Origin of the sequence: Marinobacter changyiensis, assembly GCF_009193265.1 — a bacterium.
GTDB classification, from domain to species: Bacteria; Pseudomonadota; Gammaproteobacteria; order Pseudomonadales; family Oleiphilaceae; genus Marinobacter; species Marinobacter changyiensis.
Map to the genome: position 1 here is coordinate 816,869 of NZ_VZZZ01000001.1, position 26,792 is coordinate 843,660.

24 protein-coding genes are annotated in these 26,792 nt (G+C 58.3%); 16 read left to right on the forward strand and 8 right to left on the reverse strand.

Annotated features, from left to right (window positions below; translation table 11 throughout):
• Positions 1 to 4 precede the first annotated feature (4 nt).
• Positions 5 to 859: an Hsp33 family molecular chaperone HslO gene (hslO, locus tag F6Y09_RS03960; protein WP_152205596.1), complete on the forward strand. Its 855-nt coding sequence runs from the start codon at positions 5 to 7 to the stop codon at positions 857 to 859.
• 200 nt (positions 860 to 1,059) lie between these two features.
• Positions 1,060 to 2,622, forward strand: coding sequence for a phosphoenolpyruvate carboxykinase (locus F6Y09_RS03965; protein WP_152205979.1), 1,563 nt, complete (start codon positions 1,060 to 1,062; stop codon positions 2,620 to 2,622).
• Between the two features lie 71 nt (positions 2,623 to 2,693).
• On the opposite strand, the gene F6Y09_RS03970 is transcribed toward F6Y09_RS03965, so the two are convergent.
• Complete coding sequence (locus F6Y09_RS03970; RefSeq protein WP_152205597.1) at positions 2,694 to 3,263, reverse strand: acyloxyacyl hydrolase; 570 nt, start codon at positions 3,261 to 3,263, stop codon at positions 2,694 to 2,696.
• A 196-nt stretch (positions 3,264 to 3,459) separates the two neighbouring features.
• Here F6Y09_RS03970 and F6Y09_RS03975 point away from each other — a divergent pair, with 196 nt between their 5' ends.
• From F6Y09_RS03975 to F6Y09_RS03985, 3 genes are all read left to right on the forward strand, one after another.
• Positions 3,460 to 3,738 (forward strand): BrnT family toxin, encoded by a 279-nt coding sequence (locus F6Y09_RS03975; RefSeq protein WP_152205598.1) that lies wholly within the window; start codon positions 3,460 to 3,462, stop codon positions 3,736 to 3,738.
• A complete protein-coding gene (locus F6Y09_RS03980; protein WP_152205599.1) occupies positions 3,735 to 4,007 on the forward strand; it encodes an antitoxin in 273 nt (90 codons plus the stop codon). The genes F6Y09_RS03975 and F6Y09_RS03980 overlap by 4 nt, the downstream gene beginning before the upstream one ends.
• Before the next feature lie 320 nt (positions 4,008 to 4,327).
• Positions 4,328 to 4,600 carry an HU family DNA-binding protein gene (locus F6Y09_RS03985; protein WP_152205600.1) on the forward strand — a complete coding sequence of 91 codons (273 nt, stop codon included), beginning with the start codon at positions 4,328 to 4,330 and terminating at the stop codon, positions 4,598 to 4,600.
• A gap of 132 nt (positions 4,601 to 4,732) precedes the next feature.
• Here F6Y09_RS03985 and F6Y09_RS03990 read toward each other — a convergent pair whose 3' ends face one another.
• The 7 genes from F6Y09_RS03990 to gshB all read right to left on the reverse strand — a co-directional run bounded on the left by F6Y09_RS03990 (position 4,733) and on the right by gshB (position 10,518).
• Entirely contained in the window at positions 4,733 to 5,998 is a 1,266-nt protein-coding gene (locus F6Y09_RS03990) for a dihydroorotase (protein WP_425481810.1), read from the reverse strand.
• 26 nt (positions 5,999 to 6,024) lie between these two features.
• Entirely contained in the window at positions 6,025 to 7,050 is a 1,026-nt protein-coding gene (locus F6Y09_RS03995) for an aspartate carbamoyltransferase catalytic subunit (protein ID WP_152205602.1), read from the reverse strand.
• Positions 7,051 to 7,081: 31 nt separating this feature from the next.
• Positions 7,082 to 7,591, reverse strand: coding sequence for a bifunctional pyr operon transcriptional regulator/uracil phosphoribosyltransferase PyrR (gene pyrR / locus F6Y09_RS04000; protein WP_152205603.1), 510 nt, complete (start codon positions 7,589 to 7,591; stop codon positions 7,082 to 7,084).
• A 36-nt stretch (positions 7,592 to 7,627) separates the two neighbouring features.
• Positions 7,628 to 8,059: a Holliday junction resolvase RuvX gene (ruvX, locus tag F6Y09_RS04005; RefSeq protein ID WP_152205604.1), complete on the reverse strand. Its 432-nt coding sequence runs from the start codon at positions 8,057 to 8,059 to the stop codon at positions 7,628 to 7,630.
• Positions 8,052 to 8,618 (reverse strand): YqgE/AlgH family protein, encoded by a 567-nt coding sequence (locus tag F6Y09_RS04010; RefSeq protein ID WP_179959329.1) that lies wholly within the window; start codon positions 8,616 to 8,618, stop codon positions 8,052 to 8,054. Before F6Y09_RS04010 ends, ruvX begins: the two co-directional genes overlap by 8 nt.
• Positions 8,615 to 9,481, reverse strand: a complete 867-nt coding sequence (locus tag F6Y09_RS04015; protein WP_152205605.1) for an energy transducer TonB — start codon at positions 9,479 to 9,481, stop codon at positions 8,615 to 8,617. The genes F6Y09_RS04010 and F6Y09_RS04015 overlap by 4 nt, the downstream gene beginning before the upstream one ends.
• Positions 9,482 to 9,570: 89 nt before the next feature.
• Positions 9,571 to 10,518 carry a glutathione synthase gene (gshB, locus tag F6Y09_RS04020; RefSeq protein WP_152205606.1) on the reverse strand — a complete coding sequence of 316 codons (948 nt, stop codon included), beginning with the start codon at positions 10,516 to 10,518 and terminating at the stop codon, positions 9,571 to 9,573.
• Between the two features lie 288 nt (positions 10,519 to 10,806).
• Between gshB and pilG the strand changes: the two genes are divergently transcribed.
• The 11 genes from pilG (at position 10,807) to znuB (ending at position 26,691) form a co-directional block, all read left to right on the forward strand.
• A complete protein-coding gene (gene pilG / locus F6Y09_RS04025) occupies positions 10,807 to 11,199 on the forward strand; it encodes a twitching motility response regulator PilG (RefSeq protein ID WP_152205607.1) in 393 nt (130 codons plus the stop codon).
• Positions 11,200 to 11,239: 40 nt separating this feature from the next.
• Positions 11,240 to 11,602, forward strand: a complete 363-nt coding sequence (gene pilH, locus F6Y09_RS04030; protein ID WP_152205608.1) for a twitching motility response regulator PilH — start codon at positions 11,240 to 11,242, stop codon at positions 11,600 to 11,602.
• 28 nt (positions 11,603 to 11,630) lie between these two features.
• A complete protein-coding gene (locus F6Y09_RS04035) occupies positions 11,631 to 12,176 on the forward strand; it encodes a chemotaxis protein CheW (RefSeq protein ID WP_152205609.1) in 546 nt (181 codons plus the stop codon).
• Between the two features lie 83 nt (positions 12,177 to 12,259).
• On the forward strand, positions 12,260 to 14,335 hold the full coding sequence (locus F6Y09_RS04040) for a methyl-accepting chemotaxis protein (RefSeq protein ID WP_152205610.1): 2,076 nt from the start codon (positions 12,260 to 12,262) through the stop codon (positions 14,333 to 14,335).
• A gap of 27 nt (positions 14,336 to 14,362) precedes the next feature.
• Entirely contained in the window at positions 14,363 to 15,262 is a 900-nt protein-coding gene (locus F6Y09_RS04045) for a CheR family methyltransferase (protein WP_152205611.1), read from the forward strand.
• An 11-nt stretch (positions 15,263 to 15,273) separates the two neighbouring features.
• Positions 15,274 to 22,998, forward strand: a complete 7,725-nt coding sequence (locus tag F6Y09_RS04050; RefSeq protein ID WP_152205612.1) for an Hpt domain-containing protein — start codon at positions 15,274 to 15,276, stop codon at positions 22,996 to 22,998.
• The gene (locus F6Y09_RS04055) at positions 22,998 to 24,047 is read left to right on the forward strand and encodes a chemotaxis protein CheB (RefSeq protein WP_152205613.1); all 1,050 of its coding nucleotides are present in this window, start codon (positions 22,998 to 23,000) and stop codon (positions 24,045 to 24,047) included. Before F6Y09_RS04050 ends, F6Y09_RS04055 begins: the two co-directional genes overlap by 1 nt.
• A gap of 11 nt (positions 24,048 to 24,058) precedes the next feature.
• The gene (locus F6Y09_RS04060) at positions 24,059 to 24,523 is read left to right on the forward strand and encodes a chemotaxis protein CheW (RefSeq protein ID WP_152205614.1); all 465 of its coding nucleotides are present in this window, start codon (positions 24,059 to 24,061) and stop codon (positions 24,521 to 24,523) included.
• A gap of 72 nt (positions 24,524 to 24,595) precedes the next feature.
• The gene (locus F6Y09_RS04065) at positions 24,596 to 25,087 is read left to right on the forward strand and encodes a Fur family transcriptional regulator (protein WP_152205615.1); all 492 of its coding nucleotides are present in this window, start codon (positions 24,596 to 24,598) and stop codon (positions 25,085 to 25,087) included.
• The gene (gene znuC, locus F6Y09_RS04070; protein ID WP_152205616.1) at positions 25,080 to 25,892 is read left to right on the forward strand and encodes a zinc ABC transporter ATP-binding protein ZnuC; all 813 of its coding nucleotides are present in this window, start codon (positions 25,080 to 25,082) and stop codon (positions 25,890 to 25,892) included. The genes F6Y09_RS04065 and znuC overlap by 8 nt, the downstream gene beginning before the upstream one ends.
• Positions 25,879 to 26,691 carry a zinc ABC transporter permease subunit ZnuB gene (gene znuB / locus F6Y09_RS04075; protein ID WP_152205617.1) on the forward strand — a complete coding sequence of 271 codons (813 nt, stop codon included), beginning with the start codon at positions 25,879 to 25,881 and terminating at the stop codon, positions 26,689 to 26,691. Before znuC ends, znuB begins: the two co-directional genes overlap by 14 nt.
• Positions 26,692 to 26,792: the final 101 nt, after the last annotated feature.

The following is a 26,792-nucleotide window of genomic DNA, read 5'->3' on the forward strand; positions in this document are numbered from 1 at the left end:
TTTAATGGCGTCCCAGGACCAGTTCCAGCGATTTATCTTTGAGCACAGCCAGATTCGTGGCGCATGGGTGCAACTGTCCGACAGTTACACCGGCATCACCCAGCAGTCCGACTATCCGGCCCGGGTAAAAGCCCTGCTCGGCCAGACCCTGGCCGCCAGCGTGCTGATGAGCAGCAGCCTGAAATTTGAAGGCACCCTGTCACTGCAGGCCAAAGGCGACGGCCCGGTGCGGCTGTTCATGGCCGAGTGCAGCCATGACCGTTTCATCCGTGGACTGGCTCAGTTTGAGGAAGGCGCCGCCAACAGCGACTCCCTGCATGAATTGCTCGGCAAAGGCCAGATGGCTATCACCATCACCCCGGCACAGGGCCAGCGTTACCAGGGCGTGGTCCCCCGGGAGCACGACTCCCTGGCGGAATGTCTGGAAGACTACTTTGCCCGGTCCGAGCAGATCGCCACCAGCCTGATCCTGTTTTCAGACGATACTCGCAGCGCCGGCCTGATGCTCCAGCGCCTGCCCGGCGGCACCGAACCGGACGACGACCTGTGGCAACGGGTCAATCACCTGGCCAGCACCGTCAAACCGGAAGAGCTGTTGGAGCTGGACAGCGAGACCATCCTCCACCGGCTGTTCCACGAAGAAGAAGTGCGCGTATTCGCTGCCGACCCGGTGGCCTTCCGCTGCAGCTGTTCGGAAGAACGTACTCAGTCCGCCCTCAAGGCCATCGGCCAGGAAGAGTGCTACAGCATTCTCACCGAGCGCGGCGATATCGAGATGGATTGCCAGTTTTGTCATGCCCAGTACCGCTTTGACCGCAACGATATTGACCGGCTGTTTCTCGGGCATTCCTTGCATTAGTTTATGGGCCATTCATTACATTAATTGTAATGATAGCTATATCTTCCACCCGAAAGCCCGATTGGGTGGATTGGGCATTCGTTTTTTTGAGGGGCGTCTGGCATAATTGGCCGCCTGAGAAGACTCAATTGATCAGTTTTCCGCCAGCTTTTATGCTCCGGGTACCAGGGTAGGTAACCCGGCCTTTGGCGGCTGATACAATTTCCGACGATACCCTTGGCGAGGTCGAAGTGAGCATCACCTATAATGATCCGAGCACAGCACACCTGGTTGAGCTGGCAATTGAACGAAAAGAAGGCCAACTGGCGGCGAACGGCTCACTGGTCGTCAAGACCGGAAAGCGCACTGGCCGCTCTCCCATGGACAGGTACATCGTTGAAGAACCCAGCACCGCCGACGACATCCAGTGGGGACCCATCAACCGGCCCTTTGATGCCGACAAGTTCGATGCACTGTGGGATCGGGTAGAAGCCTACCTCGTCGAGCAGACTCATTTCGTTTCCCAGGTGCACGTCGGGTCTGACCCCGAACACTACCTGCCAGTGAAAATGACCACCGAAACCGCGTGGCAAAACCTGTTCGGCCGCAACCTATTTATCCGCCCTGACTCGTTCAACCCGTCAGACAAGCAGGAGTGGCAGATTCTGAATGCCGCCAACTTCGAATGCGTACCCAAGCGTGACGGCACCAACAGCGACGGCTGTGTAATCATCAACTTTGCCCGCCGCAAGGTACTGCTGGCTGGCATGCACTACGCCGGCGAAATGAAAAAAGCCATGTTCTCGGTGCAGAACTTCCTGCTGCCCGAGAAAGACGTACTGCCGATGCACTGCTCCGCCAACGTGGGCGACGACGGCGAAACCTGCCTGTTCTTCGGCCTCTCCGGCACCGGCAAGACTACCCTGTCCGCGGACCCGAGCCGTTTCCTGATCGGTGATGACGAACACGGCTGGGGCCCCGGCACCGTGTTCAATATCGAAGGCGGCTGCTACGCCAAGTGCATCGACCTGAGCCAGAAGAACGAGCCCATAATCTGGGACGCTATTCGCTTCGGTGCCATAGTTGAAAACGTTGTGATCGACCCGGATACCCGCGTGCCTGATTACACCGACGTGTCCCTGACCGAAAACTCCCGCTGCGCCTACCCGCTTGAGCACGTTGAAAAACGCGTTCCGGAAAACCGCGCCGGTGAGCCGTCACACATCGTATTCCTGACCTGCGACATGACCGGCGTACTGCCGCCCGTGTCCGTGCTGAGCAAAGAAGCTGCGGCATACCACTTCCTGAGTGGCTACACTGCACTGGTTGGCTCGACAGAAATGGGCTCCTCATCCAAACTGAAAGCCACCTTCTCCACCTGCTTCGGCGCACCCTTTTTCCCACGCCCCGCCGGCGTATACGCCGAGCTCCTGATGAAGCGCATGGACGAATTCGGTAGCCGGGTATTCCTGGTCAACACCGGCTGGACCGGCGGCCCCCACGGTAAAGGCGAGCGATTCAGCATCCCCACCACCCGTGGCATCATCAGCGCCATCCAGAACGGCGACCTGGACGATACCGAAACCGAACACCTGCCAACCCTTAACCTCGACGTACCCCTCAACGTCCCCAACGTCGACAGCAAGCTGCTGAACCCACGCAACACCTGGGCCAGCACTGACGAGTACGACGCCAAGGCAAAAGAGCTGATCAGTCAGTTCGTTGAGAACTTCAAGAAGTTTGATGTTTCTGAGTCGATTGTGAAGGCTGGGCCTAAAGCCTGAGACTGAACGACGGAAAAAGCGCCCTGCTGAAAAGTACGGCGCTTTTTTTGGGCCTGGAATTAATAATACAGTCAATTTCGATTTTTTATGGCCGGGCTCGCGGTGTTGTCACCAAGGGGGACACTGAACGAAAGAACGACTGCTTCAGTGCCCGGGTTCTCGTCGGATAGCCCGCCATTTGATAAATGGAATACCGCAACACCCAGCCGGTACCCCTGGTTGAACTGGTGCGAAATCTCCAGACCGCTACGAAATTCCAGCATGTGGCCGAGATTAAACCCCGAACGGTTGTTGAAACGCCCGAGCCCGAAACTCGGAGTCAGTAACCAATGACCTGCAAAACGAAAATCCCGGCGTAACTCTGCGTATATATAATTCGCCCCATCCGCGCCGACCACCACTCCGATTGAGGGTACGAGCCTATAGCGCGCCAGCGGGGAAAAACGGTACTCGAGGCCGTAGCGCCAGAGGTTATTCAGGTTTCGGTCGACACCTACCTGCCCCGCGGTGAAATTGACCAGGGGGCGCTCAAGTGAGCGGCCAGTCTGCTCGGATTCACTTTCTCCATAAACGGAGGGGGAGGACAGGGAGAGCCCTGCAACAAAGAGTGTTGCAACTGTAAATAGGGTTTTGCCGGCCATGAACGCGAATTACCTTCTGTTTGGGGAGCCCCTGAAGAACGCTTCATTTACCTGAATTATAGTGGCGATTTTTGGGTATTGGATCGCGCTCGTCATTATCTTTTATACTGACCCTGAAACTTTCCATCGGTTGCGTCACTCACTGAAACGTTAGCTGCTGAGTACAAAAAGCACACAACGTGCCAGCATTTGACTTATGAAACCGATCACGTGGAACCCGGAAAAGAACAAGCTTCTCCAAGAGGAAAGGAGCATCTCGTTCGAGGACGTGGTTTTACACATTTCTATCGGAGGTATCCTGGATACGTTCGAGCATCCGAATCAGGAACGGTATCCGGGCCAACAGATTCACGTGATTGAAATAGAGGGCTTCGCCTATCCGGTGCCCTTTGTTGAGTCGGAAGATGAGGTTTTTCTGAAAACGATCATCCCGAGCCGGAAAGCGACAAAAATCTATTTGGGAGGGCCGAAATGAGCAGGCTGGATAAAGAAGAGCAGGAAATTCTGGACGCGTTCGATGCTGGAGAGTTACAGCGGGCGCCAGATATTGAGGACCGAAAAGCGCGGCACCAACAGTATGCCGAGGCCATGTTCAAGAAAGATGCTCGCATCAATATCAGGCTTTCTTCCAAGGACCTTCGGGGGCTGCAGAAGAAAGCACTGGCAGAGGGTATTCCCTACCAAACACTTGTTGCCAGCATCCTCCACAAGTATGTCGAAGGTCGCTTGCATGAGGATCGGTAGCTAACCAAGCCATGCTTCAGAGGGAAAGCCATGGAGGGGCCCTTCGGAGGAGCCCCGACGCCTGGCCTGCTAGCAGGTGCGTTTCACTATCCGGGCGGCGGCGATTTCGGCTTCGCCGTGACAACCTTTGCCCTGAGCTTACAAACTGTAACCAATGGGGCAATGCCCCCGAGAGACTGCACTACTGCAATACCTGCAACAAAAAACGACACGGACAAACGACCAACAAGAGCCTTCCAACATTGACACCTCACTCCCAGACGCTATACCACTATGGGAGCAGGCCAGTTGAGAGCTTGCGAAATTCAAAGGAGTTACTGATGCGTAAACCAGAACTTGCCAGCGCGATCGCCGACGAAACCGGTCTGACCCGCGAAAAAGCCAGCGAGATTATCACCGCTTTCACGGACCAGGTGTCCGCAGCCGCTGCCCGGGGCGATGACGTCACCCTGATCGGATTTGGCACCTTCAACGTCCGGAAGCGGGAAGCCCGCAGCGGTCGCAACCCCCAGACCGGCGCGCCGATCCAGATCGCCGCCAGCCGCACTGTCGGTTTCAAGGCAGGCAAAGCTCTGAAAGACGCCGTCAAGTAACGGCTGACCATGCCCTGCTGCACGGTCTCAGCAGTGCCCCATGGGCATGGCCTTCAACACCCCTCACGCTCCCACAACATCACCTCATCAGGGCGAACACACAGAAGCTGCCAGGCAGGAAGACCAGTGGGGCTAAGCGAGCGCCCAAGCCGTTTTGCCTGCGCACAGAGTGTGCCGGACAACACCGGGCAAGGGTCGGCTGGTGACCGGGACATGCTTGCCGGCAGAGAGGATATTGGTCGCCGTTGGAGTCCAGGTGGCCCTGGTATCGATGACGCAAATATCCGCCACCTCACCGACTGATAAAGTGTTGTCGGTCAGCCCCAGTACTGTCGCGGGACCCTTGGTCAGCGCAGCAATCAGGTGGGCTTCGCTCAGTTCGCCTTTCTGCACCAGCCCGAGACCCAGGGAGAGCACGCTCTCGATAGACGACAGACCAGGTTCGGTGGCGGCCAACGGTGCCCGTTTGGCGGCCGAATCGTGAGGCTGGTGCTGGCTGACAATGGCATCAATGACGCCATCCCGGACACCAGCCAGCAAGCCTTGCCGATCGGCCTCGGTGCGCAGAGGCGGCAGCACGTGAAAGCGGCTGTCAAAACCACCAAGAGCCTGCTCGGTAAATACCAGATGGTGCATGGCCACATCTGCCGTCACCAATACGCCCCGCGCACGGGCGTCAGCGACCATGGCGACGCTGCGGGCGGTAGAGAGCTGGCTGAGATGCAACCGCACCCCGGTTTCTTCCGCCAGCAATAACATTTCTGACACGGCGGCGGTTTCTGCCACTTCCGGAATGCCCAGCAGACCCAGGCGAGTCGTCACCATGCCATCGTGGGCAAAGCCGTCGGCCGCCAGGGCATGATTACGGGGCTGCAGCATCAGGGTGAACCCGAAGGTCTGGGCATAGGCCATGGCGCGGCGAAGGATACGGGCATTGCGAACGGTCGACATTCCGTTACTCAGGGCCACACATCCGGCGGCAGAGAGCCCGACCATATCGCTCAGTAATTCGCCTTCCAGGCCTCGGGTTGCAGCACCGAGCGGGAGCACGTTGATCGGCGAACGGTTGGCCGCCACCTCTCGTATCAGATGGGTGACGGCACCCGAATCATTCACGGGGGAGGAATCCGGCGCGGCACACACCGTGGTGTAACCGCCCTTGGCCGCGGCCCGGGTCTCGCTGGCAATGTTACCCTTCTGGCCGGCACCGGGTTCACGCAGGTTGCAGCAGAGGTCGGTAAAACCCGGGGTTACCATGCAGCCGGTAGCGTCAATGGTCTGGTCCACTTCGGCCTGGTCGGCTTGCTCTCCCAACGCTTCAATGCGGCCGTTGCGGATCAGCAGGCTGCAGGGGTTCTGCTCGCGGCCGTTGGTTGTCAGCCGATGGCCATTGGCAATTCTGATGACCGGTTGCTGATCAACACTCACGAGTTTATCCCTTTTGGCAGTGCGTTTGATTGTGCTTGAGACCGCTCGGCTACCTGTCCGCTCATTGCCATCGACATCACGGCCATGCGAATGGCTATGCCGTTGGTAACCTGGTTGAGAATCACTGACTGGAGCCCGTCGGCGACGGCGGATTCAATTTCCACGCCGCGATTGATGGGGCCGGGGTGCATCACGATGGCGTCCGGCCGTGCCAGCTTCAGCTTCTCGGTACTGAGGCCATAGAGGCGGTAAAACTCTCGCTCACTCGGTAACAATGCGCCTTCCATACGCTCCCGTTGCAGCCGCAGCATGATGATGACATCGATATCCTCCAGGCCCCGGGTCATATCGTATTCCACGTTGCAGCCCAGGCTTTGGACATCGGTGGGCAGTAGTGTCGCGGGGGCGATGACCCGGACTTCTTTCGCACCCAGGGTTTTGAGCGCACTGATCTGGGAGCGGGCAACCCGCGAATGCAGGATGTCGCCGACAATGGCTACCCGAAGACCTTCGAATTCGTGTTTGTGCTGGCGAATGGTCAGCATGTCCAGCATGGCCTGGGTCGGGTGAGCGTGACGCCCGTCGCCGGCGTTGATGATCGCGACACCGGGGGTGACGCTCTCGGCGATAAAGTGCGGAGCACCACTCTGGGAATGGCGCACCACGAACATGTCGCTGGCCATGGCCTCGAGGTTGAGCAGCGTGTCCGACAGGGACTCGCCCTTGGAGGTGGCGGAGGTGTTGATGTCCAGGTTGAGAACGTCTGCAGAAAGCCGCTTTGCCGCCAGCTCGAAAGTGCTTCGGGTCCGGGTGCTGGCTTCGAAAAACAGGTTAACCACCGTGCGTCCGCGCAGCAACGGCACATTCTTGATGGTGCGCTCGCCCACTTCGATGAAGGAGTCGGCGGTATCGAGAATATCGGTTAACAGTGGCCGATCAAGGCCGTCCAGGGTCAGAAAATGTTTGAGCTGGCCATCCCGGGTCAGCTGCAGAGAGGGTGCGGAAGGATCGTATGCCGTCATGATTGCCCGTTTACCTTCTCGGTTGTAGTGCTTAGTGGTCTGTGTCCCGTACTTCTATATGCAGTGGGTCCGGGCCGCGCAGTTTAACGCGCTGGTGAGGCGCCAGGCTGAGTTTCCTGGCCACCACGTCGGGCTGGATCGGCAGCTCACGGGCCCCCATGTCTATCAGGGTGGCCAGTATGATACTCGCCGGGCGGCCGTAATCGAAGAGTTCGTTCATTGCGGCGCGAATGGTGCGGCCACTCATGATGACGTCGTCGATCAGGATGATATCCCGGCCTTCGGTTTCAAACGGCAAGCGGGACGGCAGTACACGCGGGTTCAGGCCGATGCGGCTGAAATCGTCCCGGTAGAATGAGATATCCAGCTCACCGAAGGGACCGTCAAGCCCCAGGCGCCTGTTCAACAAATCCGCCAGCCAGACGCCGCCGGTGCGAATGCCCACCAGCACCGGGTTACTGATCTCGCGCTCTTTCAGTTGCTCACGCAACCCGGATTCAAGCTGGTCCAGTAACTGGTCCATGTCGAGTAATGCGGTCATTGAATTGCCCACTCCCTATGCGATGGCAACATACTGTCAGTTTGCAACCTGTCGAAACCAGGTTTCAAGAATCAAGACGGCGGCCAGATCATCGACCCCGTGCTTGCCAAAATCCCGCTCGCCGCCGGCGGCCATGACTTCACCCTTGGCTTCAAAGCTCGTCAGGCGTTCATCCACCATGGCGACCGGCACATGAAAGCGGCCATGCAGGCGTTTGCCGAATTTCCTGGCCCGGTCACACATGTCGTTCTCGGTATCGTCCATGTTGAGAGGCAAGCCTACGACGACCTGGTCCGGCTGCCACTCGGCCAGGAGTTTTTCAATCACCAGCCAGTCAGGGATGCCATCCCGGGCCGGTAACATGGTCAGGGGGCGGGCGCTGCCCAGCAACTCCTGGCCGAAGGCCACACCGATGCGCCGGGTGCCGAAATCAAACGCCATCACCTGGCGCTGACCGGGCTCACGCATGGCCGATCGAGTCACTGAGCTGGTTGAGATCTATGCCCAGTTGCCGGAGCACCGCGCTGTAGAGATTTTCCCAGTCCGAACCAAACAGCAGTTCGGCGCTGGCCGGACAGGTCAGCCAGGCATTGCCGGCCAATTCGGCTTCGAGCTGGCCTTCGCCCCAGCCGGAGTAACCCAAGGCAATCCGGTATCGCGGAGGTCCCTCGCCCTTGCCAATGGAAGCCAATACATCCCTGGAGGTGGTGAGCATAATATCGTCGCTGATCGGCAGAGTAGCCTGCCATGTCCTGGCTGGTTCGTGCAGTACAAAACCGCGCTCGGGCTCAACCGGACCGCCACTGAACACCGGGGAATCGAGCTCACCTCCGTCCATGTCGAGCTGCTCCAGCACCTCGCCCAGGGAGATGTCCAGCGGACGGTTAACCATCACGCCCAGTGCGCCGTCAGCAGAATGGTCGCACAGATACACAACGGCGCCGTGGAACCGGGGGTCCCCCAGGTAAGGCGTGGCAATGAGAAAGTGGCCTTGCAGGCTCTGCGGCGTGGTGGTGTTTGTAGTCATCCTGAACTCAACCCCTTACGCTGGAATGACCAGGTTCGGATAATTTCCAGCACATCGCTTTCCTTGCGGAGCTCCTCGGGAAACGAGGAGAACGGTGCTGCCAGGCGTACAATCCGGACGGCAGCGTCATCCAGCAGGCTGCTTCCGGACGATTGCAGCACCTGCAACTCTTTAACGGTGCCGTCATTTTTTAATACCACCAGCATCCTGACGGTGCCATGAATGCCAGCCTGGCGAGCTTCGGACGGATAGTTGATGTTGCCTACCCGCTCTACCTTATTGATCCAGTTCCGCACATACCAGGCGTTGGTGGAGCTCAGGGTAGACACCGAGGTGACCCGCAAAACCCTGGGCTTTTTGGCGTAGGCCCGCATCTGGTCATCCAGCCTTGCTTCCAGACTGGCGATCTCAAGACTCCGCTCCATCAGACTTTTCTTCTGCTCTACCGGCAGTTTCTCTTCCGGCGGCTCCTCAAACGGGTCAGCTTTTGGCGTCTTGCGTGTGCTGGGCGCCGTAGTTTCAACTACCTGTTGCTCGGTGCGCGCGGCAGGCTCGGTCGTGGAAGGTGCTTGCGGTTGCACCTCGGCGACCTGGCTGTCACTGAAACTGGACTGCTGGGGGCTGGTCAGTTCCTGCTTTTCTTCCTCGGTGCCACTGCCCCGCTGATTGGTCTGGGCCAGGAAGTCCGCATCTTCCGGTGCCTCCTGATCGTCAAACTGGGACAGGGTGATTTCCAGCGTTTCAGCGGAATTCGGCGGGTCGGGCTGGGCAAAGGTAATGCCCAGCACCAGCACCGCGTGTAACGCCAGCGCCATAAAGAGTGTAAACGAAAAGCGATCAAAGTCGCTGACTTGAACAGCCATGCCGGTTAGTGTCTCACTGCCTGTTTCTCACTACTGCTTTAATGCCGGGGCCTGCCAACGGCATTGGTGATTTGTTCATAGTCGACATATTACCTCAGACGCCGTTCAATGGCGTCCATCAGCAGGCCACCAATGTCAATTCCGAAGGCAGCATCAAGCTCCCGGATACACGTGGGACTGGTGACGTTGATTTCGGTCAAGTAATCACCGATAACGTCGATGCCCACGAAAATCAGCCCCTTCGCTTTTATCGCTGGCGCCACCCGGGCACAGATTTCCCGATCCCGGGCAGTCAGCTCACGACCTTCGCCACGACCACCGGCGGCGAGGTTGCCCCGATTTTCACCGTGGGACGGAATTCTGGCGAGGGCATAAGGTACCGGCTCACCGTCGATCAGCAGGATGCGTTTGTCGCCCTCGCTGATCTGGGGAATGTACTTTTGTGCCATGGCCTGGTGCTCGCCATGCTGGGTCAGCGTTTCGATAATAACCCCCAGGTTGGCATCGCCTTCGCGCACCCGAAAAATAGAGCGACCGCCCATACCGTCAACCGGCTTCATGATGACATCCCGGTGTTCCGCATGAAATGCCTTCAGGCGGGCCGCGGAGCGCGTAACAATCAGCGGCGGAGTGCAGTCTTCAAATTGGGTGGCGAACAACTTTTCGTTACAGTCCCGCAGCGCGGCAGGGGGGTTGACGATGAGTGCGCCGGCCAGCTCTGCCGCCTCAAGTATATAGGTGGCCATCAGGAACTCCCGGTCTACCGGAGGATCCTGGCGCATCAGGATGACGTCCAGCTCGCCGAGATCACGGTCCCGGGAATGACCGAAGCTGTACCAGTCGTCCGGATTCATGTGAACCGTGAGGTCCCGGGTCCGCGCCATGGCCCTGCCACCCTGCAGGTAGAGGTCCGGCAGCTCCATGTACTCAATTTCCCAGCCGCGTTGTTGCGCCGCCAGAAGCATTGCCAGCGAGCTGTCTTTCTTGAAGTGGATATCCTCAATCGGATCCATCACCACACCGAGTCGAACTGTCATAGCATCCCTTGAAATAGATGAAGAAACCGGAACCGCTCAGCAGAGCGCTGTAAATGTTAAGTGCTATGCTTTACCCCTCCGATGGTATTGCACCCGCACGCCGAATGCACCCGAATAGCATTGGCTATAATACCTAGATGGGCCAAGAGTACATTTAGACACAAAGTTATGCTTTTTCTCCAGCCATCGATACTCTATAAATAAGCGAGGCTTATAGAACACCCTTAAAATGTGTGTTAAAAAGCTCCACTCCAAATATGACACCGCAGAGCGCAAGGCAGTTGGACAATGGATGACAACTTCGAGAACCTGAAAGTTATGGTGATTGACGATAGCAAAACCATTCGTCGCACCGCTGAGACCCTTCTCAAAAAAGTAGGTTGCGATGTTATTACTGCAACTGACGGTTTTGACGCTCTTGCCAAGATTGCCGATTCTCAGCCCAACATCATATTTGTCGATATTATGATGCCACGGCTCGATGGCTATCAAACCTGTGCCCTGATCAAAAACAATTCGGCGTTCAAGAAGACGCCGGTCATTATGCTCTCCAGCAAAGACGGTCTTTTCGACAAAGCCAAAGGGCGTATTGTCGGGTCAGACCAGTATCTGACCAAACCGTTCAGCAAAGACGAGCTTCTAAACACCATTCGCCAGTATTTTCCCCAGCTGGAACAGTAATTCGCTGACGCAATGAACCTTTATCGAGATTGAGGAAACCATGGCCCGCATCCTGATTGTTGATGACTCGCCCACCGAAGTTAAAAAAATCTCAAGCATTCTTGAGAAGCACAAACATGAAGTCCTGATGGCAGACAACGGTGCCGATGGCGTCGCAAAAGCCCGCGCAGAGACTCCGGACCTGGTTCTGATGGACGTTGTCATGCCTGGCCTGAATGGCTTCCAGGCAACCCGTCAGCTGACCCGTGCGCCTGAGACCGCATCCATTCCGGTCATCATCGTGACCACCAAAGATCAGGAAACCGACCGCGTCTGGGGTACACGCCAGGGCGCCAAGGGCTATCTGGTAAAGCCGGTAAATGAAGACGATCTGATTAAAGCAATCAACAGTCTGATTTCCTGATCCAACCAACCTCTCGCATGGAGTATGCATGTCCGCCCAGGCAGCCCCTTACGCCGTTCTGACGGATATCGCCCGACGCAGCCGAATGCTTGCCACCGGTTTACCGGAGCAGCAGGAAGCCGTTCAGTTATGGAACGGCATCGGGTTCGTTCTGGCTGGTCAGCGTTACGTGGCCCCGATGGGTGAGGTTGTTGAAATACTCCACGTCCCCCGCTTCACACACGTGCCGGGGGTTCGTTCGTTCATGTTAGGGGCGGCCAATGTTCGTGGCCGCCTGTTACCCCTGGTTGATCTTGCCCACTATTTTGAACTTCCCCGCAGTTCCCGCAGCCAGCGAGAACGCCGAGTCCTCGTTGTTGAACAGGGTGACGTGTTCAGTGGCCTGGTGGTCGACAGCGTATCGGGAATGCAGTATTTCGCGGTGGATAGCTTTGTGGCTGACCCCACAGAAACCCCCGCAAACGTTCAGCCTTTCATTCAGGGAGGGTATGAGCGCAATGAGGAAACCTGGAAAGTCTTCTCAACTTTCGAACTACTCGAAGATGAGCGCTTTCTGGACGTTGCCCAGTGGTGATGACAGTGGCAGGAACATCACCATCGACTCTCAACACCCGCAGAAGTACCTAACTTGTCAAAGAAGAGGCCGGGAGCCAGAAAATGAAGAATAGAGCCGGAAGATCCAATTCGGGACAGGGCGCCAACAAATTTGTTGCCGGTCTGATCGCCGCGTTGATCGCATTGACCGTGCTGCTCGTTGTGGTCTTGTTTATTATCAACAAGGACAGCCAGAACGACCAGGAATACATCGCCCACGCGAACGATCTCAGGGTGCTTTCGCAGGAGATCGCCAAGAATGCGACCGAGGCGGCCGGTGGTACTGCGTCTGCGTTCGAGCAGCTCCAGCGTTCCCGGAACGAGTTCTCACAACTGTGGGACTTCGTCATCAATGGTAACCCGGCAACCGGCCTGCCCCCGAGCCAGCTGGCGGCCGGGAGTCCGGTGCAGCAAAACTGGGAGTCGGTGCGGGAAAATGCTGACAGCATTGTCTCAACTCAAGAAGCGGTATTGGGCCTTCACCAGGTTGCCCAGACCCTGAACGAGACGATCCCCCAGCTGCAGGTTGAGTACGATGATATCGTTCAGATCCTGCTCGATAACAACGCCCCTGCGGAACAGATCGCACTGGCTCAGCGCCAGTCACTGTTGGCTGAACGTATCGTGCGCTCTGTTAACAACGTACTTTCCGGTGATGAAGATGCCGTTATTGCAGCCGACCGGTTTGGCCGCGATGCCAGCCTGTTTGGCCGGGTGCTCGAAGGTCAGGTAAATGGCAATCAGGCCATGGGTATTTCCCGGGTCCAGGATGAAGACGCCATTTACGGCCTTGAGGCAGTTGATGAACTGTTCGAGTTCGTATCCCAGAACGTTGACGCCATCCTTGAAGCCTCTCCCGACCTTTTCAAGGTACGTAGAGCTGCCAGCGAAATCTTTGATAACTCGCAGCTGCTGCTGAATAACACGTCAGCCCTTGCCAACCAGTTTGCGGCCCAGGCCAGCTCACGCTTCCTCAGTCCCACCCTCGCTTACATCCTGCTTGCGGCGATGGCAGCGATGGTGGTGTTAATCGGTCTCTCCCTGTATCGCGCCGCCCAGGAACGTCTGGCGACCACTCAGGAACAGAACGAGCAGAACCAGAACGCGATCCTGCGATTGCTGGACGAACTCGCCGATCTGGCGGATGGTGACCTGACAACAGAAGCCACGGTAACCGAGGACTTCACCGGTGCCATCGCCGACTCCATCAACTACGCGATCGACCAGATGCGCGGGCTGGTACAAGCGATTCGTGGTACCGCGGTTCGGGTTGCATCCGCTGCCCAGGAAACCCAGGCCACGGCCATGCACCTGGCCGACGCCTCCGAGCACCAGGCCCAGGAAATTGCTGGCGCCTCTGCTGCGGTGAACGAGATGGCGGTGTCCATCGACCAGGTTTCCTCCAACGCGGCGGAATCGTCCGCGGTTGCAGAGCGGTCGGTTGCGATCGCCAAGAAAGGCGCGGAAGTGGTACAGAACACCATCCGCGGTATGGATAACATCCGTGAGCAGATCCAGGAAACGTCCAAACGGATCAAGCGTCTGGGTGAATCTTCCCAGGAAATCGGTGACATTGTCTCGCTGATCAACGACATCGCTGACCAGACCAACATCCTGTCCCTGAACGCAGCGATCCAGGCCTCCATGGCCGGTGATGCGGGCCGGGGCTTCGCGGTAGTTGCGGACGAAGTACAGCGACTGGCGGAGCGGTCTTCGGCGGCCACCAAGCAAATTGAAGCGCTGGTCAAGACGATCCAGTCTGACACCAACGAAGCGGTAATTTCCATGGAACACACCACCGCCGAGGTGGTCCGTGGTGCACGCCTGGCTCAAGACGCGGGTGTTGCCCTTGAGGAAATCGAGAACGTATCGATGAACCTTGCGGAGCTGATCCAGAACATCTCCAACGCTGCGCGCCAGCAGGCGTCGTCGGCGGCTCACATTTCCAACACCATGAACGTTATCCAGGAAATCACTTCGCAGACCTCGTCCGGCACCAACGCCACCGCGAAGTCGATCGGTAACCTGGCTGACATGGCTTCCCAGCTGCGGTCTTCGGTAGCAGGTTTCACCCTGCCTGAAGAAGAAGCGGGCTACAGCGAAGCAAAGGAAGACAGCGATGTCCCGGTGCTGAGCTAAATGCACAGCCCGGGCTATTGACGGTTTATGGCTGCAACACAAAAGGACCTGTCTGACAGCTCCGGCATCTGGTCACTGCGCCGACTCCCCACCATGGAGGAGGCGCAGTTCCGCCAGTGGCAGGTGTTGCTGGAGCAGCGTACGGGCATGACGATAGCGCCGGAGCGGCAATCGTTTCTCGAAACCAACCTCGGGATCCGGATGCGGGAAATCGGCTGTAACAGCTACCAGGCCTACTACGAGAAAATCGTCTCGGGGCCCGAAGCCATTGTTGAGTGGGCCACCCTGGTGGATCGCCTGACCGTTCAGGAAACGCGCTTTTTCCGTGATCCCGATGCCTTCCGGCTGGTGTCAGACTACATTCTGACCCGACCAAGGGAAGCCCTGAAAAAGCGGCCTCTGGAAGTCTGGAGCGTAGGGTGTTCGACAGGCGAAGAGCCGTACACGCTGGCCATGCTGCTCAACGAGAGCATGACCCAGCTGGAGTTGCCGCCACTGTTCGGCGTAACCGGCTCCGACATCAGCAAACCGGCCATTGACAAAGGCCAGCGTGGTTTTTTCAGCGCCCGCAAGTTGATGGGGGTGGATGACGAACTGAAGGCCCGGTATTTCCGTCCAGCGGAGCGGAACACGGTGGAAATTGTAGAGAGCATTCGGCAACGCGTTTGCTTCACCCGTCTGAACGTGATGGACCTGAAGCGCGCCCCGATGCATGGTATGAACATTATCTTCTGCCAGAACTTGCTGATTTATTTTCGTCGCTGGCGACGGCGCGAAATTGTAAAACAGCTTGCAGACCGGCTGGCACCCGGGGGCTTACTCGTCCTCGGCCAGGGGGAGCTAACCGATTGGCAGCCCCCCGGGCTGCAGCGGGTACCCTCGGAAAATGTTCTGGCGTGGATGCGACGTCAGACTGACGAAGATTAACCGGAGTGGTTATGGGCAATCACCATGACAGCATCGCGCTGGACTGGGTTCGGGGCGAAATACAGGAAACGCTGACACAGAGTCAGCAGGCACTCGAGGCGTTCGTCGACAATCGTGACGATACCGCGCGCCTGCGCTTTTGTCTGAACTATCTTCATCAGGTTCACGGCACCCTGCAAATGGTGGAACTCTACGGTGCAGCTCTGCTCACCGAAGAGATGGAAAAACTCACCCAGGCTGTTCTGAATGCAACCGTCGCCAGCGTTGATGACGCTGTCGAAGTTCTGATGCGGGCGATCCTGCAGCTGCCTCAGTACCTGGAACATCTTGGCACCAGCAAGGACGATTTTCCGCTGGTCCTGTTGCCGTTGCTGAACGACTTGCGGGCCGCCCGCGGTGAAACACTGCTGTCCGATACCTCCCTGTTCAAACCGGACCTGAGCGCCGCCCGTGTTGCCCCGGTGGCCAATGCTCCTCAGCGACTCCAGGACCCGAAAGTACTCGGCCACATCCGCAAACTCCGGCAAATGTATCAGTTCGCCCTGGCAGGGATTGTTCGCGAAACCGATCTGAGTTCCCATTACGATTATCTCCACAAGGTCATCCAACGGCTGATCAAATTGTGCCAGCAAACACCACGGGAGGAGTTATGGCGGGCAGCCGGTGGTTTTGTTGACTCTCTTCAGAGCGGTCATAACCCCGTCAATGCCGCGGTTAAATCGATACTCCGAAGTCTGGACACCGAACTTCGTCGGCTGATTGACGAACACATAGACATTCTGCAGCAGCCTGTTCCGGAAGCGTTGTTCAAACATCTGCTTTACTACGTAGCCCGGGCGCAGGATCTCGATACTCCCTATGTCCGTCAATTGGTTGAACGATACAAGCTCGACAAGGCACTGCCCTCCGATCAGGCCATTGATGAGGTCCGCGACCGGGTGTCGGGGCCAGGCCGGGAGGCAATCCATTCTGTGGTGCTTGCGCTCAACGAGGAACTTGGCAAGCTCAAGGATCAGCTTGACCTGTTTGTCCGTGCCGAATTCCGCCAGAATCAGGAGCTGGAAGAACTGCTGCCAGGCCTGCAACAGGTTGCCAATACCCTCGCAGTGTTGGGTCTCGGCATTCCCCGCCGTGTAACGACAGAACAGATCGAGTTGCTGGAGCGCCTCGCCAGCCAGGATGAGCCGGCGGACGATGGCACTCTGATGGATATTGCCGGGGCCCTGCTGTACATCGAAGCCACCCTGGCAGGCCTGGAAAAAGACGGGCACTCCAACAAAAATGGCGAAGACAGCGGCATTGAACTCGGCTCCCGTGAGCTCGGTGAGGCCAACAGCGCGTTACTCAGGGAATCGCGCAATTCCCTCGAGCAGGTCAAGACCGCCGTTGTCAACTACATCGCCTCCCAGTGGGATGAGCGCGAGATTGCCGACGTTCCAGGCCTGCTTCACAGCATCCGCGGCGGGCTTAGGCTGATTCCGCTTACCCGTGTTGCGGACATGCTCGAAGCCTCAGAACGCTACATCACCGATGTCCTGCTCGACAGCAAGCGCATCCCCGACTGGCAACAACTCGATACCCTCGCCGATACCATTACCAGCATCGAGTATTACCTTGAACGTCTTGCTGAGGGTATTGATGACAACGATGCGATCCTCAAGATTGCAGAAGACAGCCTGGAAACCCTGGGCTTTCCAGTCGGCGCCGAGCCCACCTGGGACCGTAATGCCGGGGAAGCGTCCGAGGCCACAGATGCCGCTGACACCAGCACGCCTGAACAAAAAAGTTCTGACGCCGAACTGCTGGATGACGAGATCCTCGATATTTTCATCGAGGAAGCCGAAGAGGTTCTGGCCACCATCCACGTGTACTTTCCGCGCCTGCGCCAGCATCACGATGACCGGGAAGCCCTGGCCGAAATTCGCCGGGCCTTCCACACCCTCAAGGGCAGCGGCCGGCTTGTGGGCGCCACCAGTATTGGCGAGTTGGCCTGGTCAGTGGAAGACCTGCTCAACCGGGTCATCGACCAGAGCATCAAACTGACCGATGAGTTGTTCGACTTTGTGGCCAGTGTTAACGACCGTATTCCGGCGCTGATCGAGGACTTCCGTAGTGGCGAGTCTGATGGTGCAGTCAGTGAATTGATCGCCCGTGCGGAATTGATTGGGTCCACCCGTAAAACCGGTTCCGACACGACGCCGGCAGCAGAAGCCTACGCCGACGCTGCCCCGGCCGAGACCGAAACGTCCGCGGATACGCACCAAACGCCAACGGCCCATGACTACGATGATCTGATCGACGACGAAATTCTCGAGATCTTTATCGAGGAAGCGGGTGAAGTGCTCGATACCATTCGTGAAAATCTCCCGGTGTTGCTGCGCCAATATGATGACCGCAGCGCCCTCGGCGAAGTGCGCAGAGCCTTCCATACCCTCAAGGGTAGCGGCCGGATGGTTGGCGCACAGGTAATCGGAGAACTGTCCTGGTCGGTTGAAAACATGCTTAATCGCATCATCGACGGCAGTGTGTTCATGAATGAAGACATAGCCCGGTTACTGGAGAACGTCACCGACGTACTGCCCGCCCTGGTGTCTGATTTTGAACATCATCGGGCACCGTCGAACGAGACAGGCATGCTGAAGGCCAAGGCTGACGCCCTGGCAAATGGCGAGATACCGGATGCCCATGGTGATGTAGGCTCTGAACACGAAGACGGTGACGCACTCGAGGACGATACCGATCACCTGGTTGATCCGGTGCTGATCGATATTTTCGAGAGTGAGACGGAAACCCATCTGCAAACCCTGCAGGATTTCCTGGCGGAAGCCGGAGACAAGTCATCCGTAGCCTATACGGATAACCTCTCACGCGCCCTGCACACACTCAAGGGCAGCGCCCATACCGCGGGCATCCAGCCCATTGCCACGGTCATCACGCCACTTGAAAAGTTCGTCAAGGATGCGCGGGCTCAAAACGCCCGGGCTAACCAGGACGTGCTGACCCTGATTGCCGATGCCAATGAGTTCATTATTCAGGGCCTGGCGCAGATTCGAAGTACACCACAGAACCCTCTCCCCGGCACCGATGCCTATCTTGCGAAGCTGGAGGCCGTAGCCGGGTGCGCACTCGGACACCGAAACGCAGGTGACGAGGCCGAAGATGCGGACCGGACCGATCCGCAACTGCTGCAGCTGTTCCTCAATGAAGGGCTAGACACTCTGCTGGATGCGGACGCGATTCTTGACGACTGGGCGGTGAATCCGGACCAGACCGACGGGCTTGAGAAGCTGATTTACGAATTGCAGGAGCTGACCGAAAGCTCTCGCAACGCTGGTTTGTCCGACGTGGCCAGCCTGTCGGAGATGCTGCATCAGGCCTATCTGAGTGTGCAATCGCAAGTGCTGCCACCGGATAACGGTTTTTTCCTGACCGCAAAAGCCGGCCACCAGAATCTGATTAACATGATGGACCAGGTGGCTGCCGGACTGGCAACCCGTCCGGACCACGCACTGATCGGTCAGCTCGCAGCCCTGCGCGACAATGCAGGCCAAACCCCCACTGATCCGTTCACGAAAGCATTCAGCGAGGATCTGGAAGCGATCGATCTGAGCTTCGATACCGACCTTGGCATCCCGGACGAAGTCGAACCGGCTCTTGAGCAAGCACAGAACGAGCAACCGGACGCCAACAGCGACCAGGAACTGGCCGACATCTTCCTGGAGGAAGCCGAAGACCTGATTGAAAGCACCGCCGACACCCTGCAAAACTGGAGCGACAAGCCTGAGAGCACAGCCTTGTTGAGGTTGCTCCAGCGTGATTTGCATACCCTCAAGGGCGGCGCCAACCTGGCAGACGTGCAACCGATTGGCGATCTCGCTCACGAGATGGAAGCCCTGTTTGAAGGCCTCACCGAGCACCGCCTGGCGGTCACCGATGAGTTATCTGACCTGCTGTTCCGCAGCCACGATCGCCTGAGCAGCATGGTGGATTCGCTGAAGTTGGGTGAAACCGCCCGCCCGGCGGCTGATCTGATCAGCGACTTGCGTGCCTACATTGACAACGCGACCGCCTCCAGACCGGTAACGGATGTCAGTGAGCCGGAATCACCCAGTGACAATATACCCTTGCCAGGCGTTGAAGGTGATGCCGGTCTCGATCCGGAACTGGCCGAGATTTTCCTGGAAGAAGCCAGCGAAATAATCCATACCACGGCAGAACAACTGCACCAATGGGCGGCCGACCCCGACCAACCCGACCTGGTAAAAGAGCTCCAGCGAGAACTCCATACTCTGAAAGGCGGTGCCCGGATGGCCGATATCGCCCCTGTGGCCGATATTGCCCATGAGATGGAAACGCTGTTCGAATACATTGTTGAAGGGCGTATCGATGCCACTCCGGCGCGCACCGAACTGGCCCTGCGGGCTCACGATCAGCTTGCCGTGGCGGTCGAAGCAATTGCCGACGGAAGCCCCTGCCCGGCAGCACCGGAACTGGTTGAAGAGTTGCGTGCAGCGACTACTGATCAGGACCCCGCAGCCCAACAGGACCCGGACCTGCTAGGCATCTTCCTCGAAGAAGCCTATGACCTGATCAACTCGACTGGCAGTGCCCTGCATACCTGGAGTGAAGAGCCCGAGAACCGCGCGGTGGCAGCCGAATTACAACGCGACGTACACACCCTTAAAGGGGGTGCGCGCATGGCTGGCGTTGCGGCGATCGGCGATCTCACCCACGTGCTTGAAGACCTGTTCGAGAAAATCGCTGAAGGCAGGATGGAGGCTTCGCCAGCAATGAATGATCTGCTGTTTGCCTGCCACGACCGCCTGGCACAAATGGTTGAGCAGGTCGCCACCAGCAAGCCCTGCCCACCGGCAGAGGAACTGGTGGCCGAAGTGGAAGCCATTCTTGCTGGCAAAACCCCGGCGAGCAGAAACCCTACCGAGACGTGCGAAGCGCCGCCCGTCGAGACCCGGCTTCAGCCGCCAACAATGCTGCCGGATGACGATGACGACCTGACAGGCATCTTCCTTGATGAAGGCCTGGAGATTCACGCAGCCATCACCGAGTGCCTCGCCCAGTGGCGCGAAGATCCGGAAGAACTGACTGGCATCACCCAGTTGCAACAGGAATTGCATACCCTGAAAGGCGGCGCCCGACTGGCAGATATTGACCCGGTTGCCGATCTGGCCGAAGCCTGGATTGTCTCCCTCGAACCCCTGCTCGAAGGTACCGGCAATCAGAAAGCCATGCTGGCTCTGAGCGACCGGGCCAACAACAAGCTGCGAAGCATGCTGGCCGCCCTTGAAGAAGGCGAGCAGCCCGCTCACGATCATGCTCTGATCAGTATGCTCGGAGCGGCTGGGGCACCTGACGACGCGACTCTTGTAACCTCCGACGATAATCACCAGGGGCAGGAAGAAGTCGATAGTGAAGTCCTCGAGATCTTCCTCGAGGAAGCTGGCGAGATCATGGATCAACTGGAGCATCTGCTGGCTGACTGGCACAAGGAGCCCGCCAACAACCACTTTAATCAGGAAGCCCAGCGCGCACTGCACACTTTGAAAGGTGGCGCCCGTTTATCCCAGCTGCCAGAGCTGGGTGACCAGGCCCACGCTATGGAAACGCGACTGACTGAGCTCGCGGGTAATGCTCCCGGAGAAGCGGTCTGGCAGGCCATCACCAATGACCATGACCAACTGCTGGCGCTGGTGGCCGATGTTCGTCGTCGCTACGATGAGGCCAACGCGCCTCCGGAGGCTGAGGCAACCGCTCCAGCACCTGCATCATCGTTTACCCCCACTCTGGCAACAGAAGCTGGAGACAAAGCTCAGGCGCCCGAACCCAGGCCCGCCAAGCCCCATCCCAGGGCCAAGGCGCGCCAGGCCGATGCCATCCGGAATGCGCAAGAAACCATTCGGGTTTCCGCACCCTTGCTGGATGAACTGGTTAACCTGGCGGGTGAAACCAGTATTACCCGGGGCCGGCTGGAACAGCAGAACAGTGATTTCAGCCACACCCTGGATGAAATGGCCGCTACCATTGATCGTTTGCGTGAACAGTTGCGCCGGATGGATATCGAGACCGAAACCCAGATCCTGTTCCGGGCGGAAAAAGAGCACGGGCCCGATTACGGCGATGACTTCGATCCGCTGGAAATGGACCGGTACTCTTCTATCCAGCAGCTCTCACGAGCGCTGAGCGAATCCTCCTCGGACCTTACCGACCTTCGGGAAACCATGGCCGACCGGGTCCGTGACACTGAGACTCTGCTGGTCCAGCAGTCGCGGATCAACACGGAACTTCAGGAAGGTCTGATGAAGACCCGGATGATTCCGTTTGCCTCCATGGTCCCGCGTCTGCGCCGGATTGTCCGACAGATCAGCGGCGAGCTCGGCAAGAAAGTCGAGTTTGACGTCCGCAATGCCGAAGGCGAGATGGATCGCAACATCCTGGAACGCATGATCGCGCCGCTGGAGCACATGCTGCGGAACGCCCTCGACCACGGTATTGAAAAACCAGCCGATCGTATCAGGTCCGGCAAGGCCGAGACCGGTGAGGTTGTCCTCTCCCTGGCACGGGAAGGCGGCGAAGTGGTGCTGCGTATGGTGGACGATGGCGCCGGTATTCCGACCAACGTTATCCGTGACAAAGCCATCCGTCAGGGCCTGCTGCGCAAGGATGAAGAACTGAGTGATCGTGAGATCCTGCAGTTCATCCTGCAACCAGGCTTCTCCACGGCCCAGGCAGTCACGCAGATTTCCGGCCGTGGCGTGGGTATGGACGTGGTCGCCAGCGAGATCAAGCAACTGGGTGGCAGTCTCGATATCCAGTCGGCGGTTGGCCAGGGCACGACCTTCACCGTAAGACTGCCGTTCACCGTGTCGGTCAACCGGGCATTGATGGTCTCCACCGGGGAGGACTTCTACGCCATCCCGCTGAATACTATCGAGGGCATTGTGCGGGTCAGCACTTACGAGCTTGAAGAATACTACAAGCCCGATGCCCCCATGTACGAATACGCCGGCCAGGAATATCGTCTGCAATACCTGGGCGGCCTGTTGCACAGTGACCATCACCCCAAGCTCCAGGGCCAGGCGCTGCCGTTACCGGTCATTCTGGTCCGGGGCGCAGAACAGCCGATGGCCTTGCAGGTGGATAACCTGATGGGTAGCCGGGAAATCGTCGTAAAATCCCTGGGGCCTCAGTTCTCCTCGGTACGGGGCGTATCCGGTGCCACCATCCTGGGTGACGGTAACGTGGTAGTCATCCTTGACCTGCCCGCCATGATTCGCTCCGACATCCTGACCGAACGTCAGCGACTGTCGGATTTGCAGGAGTCTCAGGAATTCCAGCGCCGGGAACAACGCCCAACATTAGTTATGGTAGTGGACGACTCGGTCACCGTGCGGAAGGTTACCTCACGCCTGCTGGAACGTAACGGCATGGAAGTGGTGACCGCCAAAGATGGTCTGGATGCGGTGGCCCAACTACAGGATCACAAGCCGGACATCATCCTGCTGGATATCGAAATGCCCCGTATGGACGGCTTCGAAGTGGCCAGCTTTGTCCGACACGACGATGCCCTGAGCGATACGCCAATCTGTATGATTACCTCACGGACCGGCCAGAAACACCGTGACCGGGCGTTTGCGATCGGCGTTAACGAATATCTGGGCAAACCGTTCCAGGAAACCGAACTGCTCGAAACCATTCAGCGGTTAACCGGTAACCGGTGATGATCGCGCTGGAGGGGCGACCAGTGGTCGGGATCGTCTCGGACACTGTCCTGCAGCGCCATCGCCTCCAACAGGCCAGCGGCAAGTTCGGTCTGACGACCGGTTTTTCCGGCAATCCGGAGCGGCTGCTGGGCTATCCGGTGCTGCCCGAGGTTCAACTCTGGCTGGTCACGCTGGAAGATGAAGCCGATCACCTGGCGCTGTTTGATCATCTGCTGGAGAATACCGAAGCGCCCATATTGTTCGGGGTCGATCCGGCACCAAAGCCGGGCAGCAAAGAATACTTTCGCTGGGAACGACGGTTACTGAACAAACTGGAACAACAACTGGGTTCACTGGAAGAGCTGGATTCCGGTGATAGCCTGGAGGAGCTCGCCGCGGAGGACCTGCAGCCTGCGTCGCCGGATTTGCCCCACTGGATTTCGCCTGCAGTACCAGGCCGACCTGCCGAACAGGTCTGGATTCTGGGAGCTTCCCTTGGTGGTCCGGCGGCGGTCAAGACGTTTCTCGACAGTCTGCCTGCCGGGTTGCCGGTCGGGTTTATTTACGCCCAGCACATTGATGGCAACTTTACGGATGTGCTGACCCGGGTACTGGGTCGCCACGCCCATTACCGTCTGACGCGGGCGCAGCCGGGCATGAAAGTCTGTAACGGCGACGTGATCCTGCTGCCGGTTGAACATGAGTGGACGCTGGATGATGACGGCAAACTGGTAGAAAGCGCCACGCCCTGGCCCGGCCCCTATGGTCCTTCGATCGACCAGGTGCTGCTGAATGTCGGTGATCATTATGGCAGCCGGTGCCATGCGATTGTATTTTCCGGCATGGGCAACGACGGCGCCATCGCAGCCCCGGTATTACGGGCGTACGGTAGTAAAATCTGGGTCCAGGACAGTGCCAGTTGCGGTAACAGTTCAATGCCCGATTCGGTCGCCGACACCGGATGTGCCAGCTATACCGGCACGCCGGTACAACTGGCCCACGAACTCGTCAAAACGATTGAAGAATCCTGCCTGCTCCAGGGCAAGCAACAACGGGATTCGGCCTGAGGAACTGAATGATGAATAACGAAAGCCAGATCCTGCCCTGTGTCATGATTCCGATGACTGACCGGCAGCTGCTGCTACCTAACGTCTCGATCGCTGAGGTGGTTGATTTCGCTGGTGCCGAACCGATCGAGAACGCTCCCGAATGGCTGCTGGGGCAATTGAACTGGCGCGGCTTGCAGTTGCCGGTCATCTCCTACGACGCCGCCAACGGCGGCGAGGCAGTCACCCCGGCTGGCAATCGTGGTCGTATTGCGGTGATCAATACCATCGGCAAGCATCATGACCAATTGCCGTTCCTGGCCATGGTCACCCAGGGCATTCCCAGCCAGGCGCGGCTGGCAGAAGATCAGGTCCGGCCTCTCGAAGGAGACACCGGTCCGGCCGACCTGATGGCGGTGGATGTCGACGGCCACACGGCGTACATTCCCAATCTTGAGTTTCTGGAATCTCTGGCCATCGGCGCTCCCAAAGCCTGACCCACAGACTCCATGACGACTGGCTGAACGAGATGTTATAATGTTTCAAATCTCGTTGAGCCAGAACCCATTATGTCTGCCAATGCCTTGCCCTACCGCCCCCACAACCACTCCGCCTGCGTCCATCAGGCGCTGACCGACGCCCGCACAGTGTGCGCATCGCGTCAGGCCCGGCTCACTCCCATCCGTGAGCGGGTGCTGGAACTGATCTGGCAATCCCACAAGCCCCTGGGGGCCTATGATTTGCTCGCAGTGTTGGCGGAAGACGGCCATAACGCGGCACCGCCCACGGTCTATCGTGCCCTGGACTTCCTGCAGCAGAATGGCCTCGTGCATCGTATCGCGTCCCTGAACGCATTCACCGGGTGCACGCACGCCGGTGAAAACCATACCTGCCTGTTCCTTATCTGCCGCTGCTGCCGCAACGTGCTGGAACTTACTGCCCCCGGCGTCACCCGCGCCCTCAACGAAGTCAGCGAGGCCGAAGCTTTTACGCCGGAAGAGACCACCATTGAAGTCGCCGGCCTTTGCCCGGGGTGTAAGGATGGAGGCGACCATGACTGATACCCTGGTCACCCTTGATGCCGTGACTGTCGCATTCAACGGTTTACCGGTAGTGGACCGGGTGAACCTGTCTGTCAGCCGGGGTGATATTGTGACGGTTATTGGCCCCAACGGGGCAGGCAAGACCACGCTGATCAAGGCTATTACCGGCATACAGCGCCTTACCTCGGGCAGCATCTGGCGCAAACCCGGGCTCTCAATCGGTTATGTGCCCCAGCATCTGCATCTGCAACCGACCTTGCCCCTGACGGTTCAGCGCTTTATGTCATTGACCGGACAACCTGACCCGGACTGCCGTCAGGCCCTGTCAAAAACCGGCATTGAGCATTTGTTCAAGGCTTCGATACACCGCCTGTCCGGGGGTGAGATGCAACGCTTGCTGATTGCCCGGGCACTGGTCCGCAAACCCGAACTGCTGGTGCTCGACGAACCGGCTCAGGGCGTGGATATCAATGGCCAGGCCTCGTTGTATGACCTGATTCGCAGTCTGCGGGATACCTTGCAGTGCGGCGTCATCATGATTTCCCATGATCTGCACCTGGTGATGGCGGCCACCGACAAAGTCATCTGCCTGAACCAGCACATCTGTTGCAGTGGCTACCCGGAGGACATTTCTCATGACCCGGCGTTCATCGAGGTCTTTGGCCAAGCAATAGCGGAGAGTCTGGCGATCTACCAACACCACCATAACCACAGCCATGATCTTCATGGTGATGTGGTCGGCTCTGACGCTGGCGGCCACAGCCATACAGCGCACAGCGGCGAATGCCAGAGCGGGGAGCACCATAACCATGCCGCTCATTGACCTGGTGCTGGGGGATTTTTTCTGGCGCGCGCTGATCGGCGGCCTCGGGGTCGCACTGGTGGCCGGACCCCTGGGCTGTTTCGTGGTCTGGCGACGGATGGCGTATTTTGGTGACACCCTGGCGCATTCTGCGCTGCTTGGGGTGGCGCTCGGTTTTCTGCTCCAGACTTCGGTAAACCTTGCTATCGCCCTGACTTGCGTAGCGCTGGCGATCCTTCTGGTGCTGCTGGGGCGCAGCCGGGCGCTAGCGACGGACACCCTGCTGGGGATTCTTGCCCACAGCACCCTGGCGATAGGGCTGGTGGCGCTCAGTTTCATGCCGGATGTGCGCGTTGACCTGACCGGCTACCTGTTCGGGGACCTGCTCGCCATGAGCCGCAATGATCTGGCCTGGATCTATGGCGGAGCGGCAGTAGTGCTGGTATTGCTGTGCTGGCTCTGGCGGGGCCTGCTGATGAGCACCATCCACGAAGAACTGGCCCGGGTGGAAGGGGTACCGGTAGAACGGCTCCGGCTGGCGCTGATGCTGATGTTCTCATTGGTCATTGCGGTCGCCATGAAGATCGTCGGTGTGTTGCTGATTACCGCACTGCTGATCATTCCGGCGGCCACGGCCCGGCGCATGGCCAGGGGACCGGAGCACATGGTGTTGCTGGCTGTCATCATCGGTATGATAGCGGTATCCGGCGGCCTGACCCTGTCCTGGCACTTCAACAGCCCGGCCGGGCCCTCGGTGGTGGTGACAGCATTTCTGATGTTTGTGCTGACCTATAGCCTTATCCGTCAGCAGCAACAGTAGCACGCGGGGTACGGTATGACCTCCAGCGGTCTGCCCGGGTCTGAAAGACTTTTCAGGGCGGTGTTCAGGTATACTTCGCGAAACAGCCCTCGAGTCCGTTA

Bases quoted from the DNA above. Each gene is read 5' to 3' on its own strand.
- hslO (WP_152205596.1), top strand. From the start codon at position 5: ATGGCGTCCCAGGACCAGTTCCAGCGATTTATCTTTGAGCACAGCCAG.
- F6Y09_RS03970 (WP_152205597.1), bottom strand. From the start codon at position 3,263: ATGGCCGGCAAAACCCTATTTACAGTTGCAACACTCTTTGTTGCAGGG.
- F6Y09_RS03975 (WP_152205598.1), top strand. From the start codon at position 3,460: ATGAAACCGATCACGTGGAACCCGGAAAAGAACAAGCTTCTCCAAGAG.
- F6Y09_RS03980 (WP_152205599.1), top strand. From the start codon at position 3,735: ATGAGCAGGCTGGATAAAGAAGAGCAGGAAATTCTGGACGCGTTCGAT.
- F6Y09_RS03985 (WP_152205600.1), top strand. From the start codon at position 4,328: ATGCGTAAACCAGAACTTGCCAGCGCGATCGCCGACGAAACCGGTCTG.
- F6Y09_RS03995 (WP_152205602.1), bottom strand. From the start codon at position 7,050: ATGACGGCATACGATCCTTCCGCACCCTCTCTGCAGCTGACCCGGGAT.
- pyrR (WP_152205603.1), bottom strand. From the start codon at position 7,591: ATGACCGCATTACTCGACATGGACCAGTTACTGGACCAGCTTGAATCC.
- ruvX (WP_152205604.1), bottom strand. From the start codon at position 8,059: ATGCGTGAGCCCGGTCAGCGCCAGGTGATGGCGTTTGATTTCGGCACC.
- F6Y09_RS04010 (WP_179959329.1), bottom strand. From the start codon at position 8,618: ATGACTACAAACACCACCACGCCGCAGAGCCTGCAAGGCCACTTTCTC.
- F6Y09_RS04015 (WP_152205605.1), bottom strand. From the start codon at position 9,481: ATGGCTGTTCAAGTCAGCGACTTTGATCGCTTTTCGTTTACACTCTTT.
- gshB (WP_152205606.1), bottom strand. From the start codon at position 10,518: ATGACAGTTCGACTCGGTGTGGTGATGGATCCGATTGAGGATATCCAC.
- pilG (WP_152205607.1), top strand. From the start codon at position 10,807: ATGGATGACAACTTCGAGAACCTGAAAGTTATGGTGATTGACGATAGC.
- pilH (WP_152205608.1), top strand. From the start codon at position 11,240: ATGGCCCGCATCCTGATTGTTGATGACTCGCCCACCGAAGTTAAAAAA.
- F6Y09_RS04035 (WP_152205609.1), top strand. From the start codon at position 11,631: ATGTCCGCCCAGGCAGCCCCTTACGCCGTTCTGACGGATATCGCCCGA.
- F6Y09_RS04040 (WP_152205610.1), top strand. From the start codon at position 12,260: ATGAAGAATAGAGCCGGAAGATCCAATTCGGGACAGGGCGCCAACAAA.
- F6Y09_RS04045 (WP_152205611.1), top strand. From the start codon at position 14,363: ATGGCTGCAACACAAAAGGACCTGTCTGACAGCTCCGGCATCTGGTCA.
- F6Y09_RS04050 (WP_152205612.1), top strand. From the start codon at position 15,274: ATGGGCAATCACCATGACAGCATCGCGCTGGACTGGGTTCGGGGCGAA.
- F6Y09_RS04055 (WP_152205613.1), top strand. From the start codon at position 22,998: ATGATCGCGCTGGAGGGGCGACCAGTGGTCGGGATCGTCTCGGACACT.
- F6Y09_RS04060 (WP_152205614.1), top strand. From the start codon at position 24,059: ATGAATAACGAAAGCCAGATCCTGCCCTGTGTCATGATTCCGATGACT.
- F6Y09_RS04065 (WP_152205615.1), top strand. From the start codon at position 24,596: ATGTCTGCCAATGCCTTGCCCTACCGCCCCCACAACCACTCCGCCTGC.
- znuC (WP_152205616.1), top strand. From the start codon at position 25,080: ATGACTGATACCCTGGTCACCCTTGATGCCGTGACTGTCGCATTCAAC.
- znuB (WP_152205617.1), top strand. From the start codon at position 25,879: ATGCCGCTCATTGACCTGGTGCTGGGGGATTTTTTCTGGCGCGCGCTG.